The following is a 1,276-nucleotide window of genomic DNA, read 5'->3' as shown; positions in this document are numbered from 1 at the left end:
GTGATCAGCTTCTAGAGCCGTCACCAGCATCTGTATGATTATAAGCTATAATAAACCTGGTCACTTGCTATAAAAATGTGATATCAATAATACGGATTCACCCACATTGTTTTGTGATACAGGCTTTACTACTTCTTTGTGAGCTTTGTTATCTGTTAATTATTCTATTACCCCTACAGAGTAAGGTATCTCTGTTTTAATTACTGCTAAGGTTCGACTCAATAATTTACGAGCTACCTTAATGATTATTGTCTTTACATTTTTGCCTAAATGCTTACGATAGTAGCCTTGCATTACTGGGTCTGTACGTATGGCTTGCCAAGAGGCTTCTATAAAATAGCTTCGCATCAATCGATGAGATCTCATTGTGATCCCAGTACTCCTTTGATGGTCTCCACTTTGATGGATACCAGGAGCTAACCCAACATAACCTGCTAGATGTTTAATACTCTTAAAACGACGTAAATCACCTAGTTCACTTATAATCCCACAGGCTACAATACCTCCAATACCAGGGATACTCCTCAATAAATAATAATCCTTTTTATAATGTTTGCGGCAATAAGCTCGTAGTTTAGTTGATACATCTCGTATTTCTTTATCTATAAATCTAAAATAACGCATCCTGCTATCTAAGGTCTCACGAGCTGTAGAATATGTAAAAACAACTCCATCTACCCAATAACGAAAATTATGACTCCAATGATCATTATCAAACTCCTCAGGAATAGTAATACCAAAATATAATAATTGCATTTTTATATAGCTTTTTACCCGTCTATAATCCTTAACTAAATCATTACGCCTTCTAAAAAGACTGCGAAGATGTTCCTGTTTTAATTCAGGAATATGAATACTTTCTAGTCTTCCATCTTTTAATTCTCTACTAATCAGTTGGGCATCTATTTTATCTGTTTTCGTATATTTCTCCTTGCCTTTTCGATGAATGTCTGCTGGGTTTACTACTAAAGAATTCCAACCATAACTCTCAAAATTTCGATGAGCATAGTAACCACAACAACCAGCCTCATAAGCAGTCGTAACAACATAATCTGGAAAATGCTTAGTAACATATTCTAATAGAACTTCTGGATTAGGAGGCATGGTAAAGGATTTACCAGAAAATAAATCAGTCGAGCAATGTATCTTCCAACTTCGCTTGTGAATATCAATACCAATGTATAAATTTGGTTGGGCAGTCAGTTCAGTTTTCATGTCTTATTGTTTTTGTGAACTTTAAAGATACTGGACTTACTGCTTTTTCATTGATGCTATA

The 1,276-nt window shown here is 34.9% G+C and carries 1 protein-coding gene; it reads right to left on the bottom strand.

Going from position 1 to position 1,276, the window contains the following annotated elements; translation table 11 throughout:
- Positions 1 to 159: 159 nt before the first annotated feature.
- Positions 160 to 1,215 (bottom strand): IS110 family RNA-guided transposase, encoded by a 1,056-nt coding sequence (locus QBK95_RS22875; protein ID WP_280936888.1) that lies wholly within the window; start codon positions 1,213 to 1,215, stop codon positions 160 to 162.
- Between the last annotated feature and the right edge of the window lie 61 nt (positions 1,216 to 1,276).

This window comes from Aquimarina mycalae, from assembly GCF_029906345.1.
In the GTDB taxonomy this organism is placed as follows: domain Bacteria; phylum Bacteroidota; class Bacteroidia; order Flavobacteriales; family Flavobacteriaceae; genus Aquimarina.
This window is presented reverse-complemented; position numbering and strand designations above follow the sequence as displayed.